Source organism: Streptomyces sporangiiformans (assembly GCF_005768555.2).
GTDB lineage: Bacteria > Actinomycetota > Actinomycetes > Streptomycetales > Streptomycetaceae > Streptomyces > Streptomyces sporangiiformans.
On the sequence record NZ_VCHX02000016.1, the window covers coordinates 1 to 1,294 of the forward strand.

1 protein-coding gene is annotated in these 1,294 nt (G+C 66.8%); it reads right to left on the reverse strand.

Going from position 1 to position 1,294, the window contains the following annotated elements:
• A partial coding sequence (pgi, locus tag FGD71_RS00310; protein WP_119098318.1) for a glucose-6-phosphate isomerase occupies positions 1-1,058 on the reverse strand: 1,058 nt, incomplete at its 3' end.
• Positions 1,059-1,294 lie beyond the last annotated feature (236 nt).

Sequence of the window (1,294 nt, forward strand, 5' to 3'; positions counted from 1 at the left end):
AAGTACGCGGTGAACCTGGACAGGTAGTGCGAGTACGGCAGCACCGCGTGCGACTGCGTGTCGAAGAAGTTGCCGTACCAGATCCCCAACAGGCCCATCAGCAACGGCGCGTTGGACTCGGCGGGCGCGGTGCGGAAGTGCTCGTCGACGATCCGGAAACCCTCCAGCATCTCGCGGAACCGGTCCGGGCCGATCGCGATCATCAGCGACAGACCGATCGCCGAGTCGAACGAGTACCGCCCGCCGACCCAGTCCCAGAACGCGAACATGTTGGCCGTGTCGATACCGAAGTCCGCGACCTTCTCCGCGTTCGTGGACAGGGCCACGAAGTGCGCCGCGACGGCGTCCGGGCCGGCCTTCAGCTCGGACAGCAGCCAGTCCCGCGCCGACGTCGCGTTCGTGATCGTCTCGATGGTGGTGAAGGTCTTCGAAGCGATGATGAACAGCGTCTCGGCCGCGTCCAGATCCCGAACCGCCTCATGCAGATCGGCGCCGTCCACATTGGAGACGAAGCGGACCGTCAGCTCGCGGTCGGTGAAGGAGCGCAGCGCCTCGTACGCCATCGCGGGGCCCAGGTCCGAGCCGCCGATGCCGATGTTGACCACCGTGCGGATCCGCCTGCCCGTGTGGCCGGTCCACTCACCGGAGCGGACCTTCTCGGCGAAGGCGCTCATCTTGTCGAGCACGGCGTGCACCGCCGGCACGACGTTCTCGCCGTCGACCTCGACGACCGCGTCACGCGCGGCGCGCAGCGCGGTGTGCAGCACGGCCCGGTCCTCAGTCGTGTTGATCTTCTCGCCGCGGAACATGGCGTCGCGCAACCCGAACACATCGGTCGCGGCGGCCAGCTCGCGCAGCAGCCGCAACGTCTCGTCGTTGATCAGATGCTTGGAGTAGTCGACGTGCAGATCGCCGACCTGAAGCGTGTATCCGGCGCCGCGCCCGGAGTCCGCGGCGAACAGCTCACGCAACCGCACCTCGCCGAGCTCCTCGCGGTGCTTGGCCAGAGAGGTCCACTCGGGCGTCTGGTTGAGCCGGGTACGGCCATCTGCGTTCATCTCGGACTTCAGCCTTCTTTCGTACCTGTCCTGTTGCGTACCTTGCCCCGCTGCCGGTCCCAACCTAATTGATCAGGCTTCGGCGACGTGAGGCAGTCGTCGCACCGTCCTCCGGCGCAACGGCTCGACAACAGATACGTCCGGCACGAACGCGGGTGTCAGTTCCCGCCGCCCGAAAGGCCACGAAACAGGTCCGGCCAGGCACCGTGGGTGCCTGGCCGGACCTCAGCTCCTAA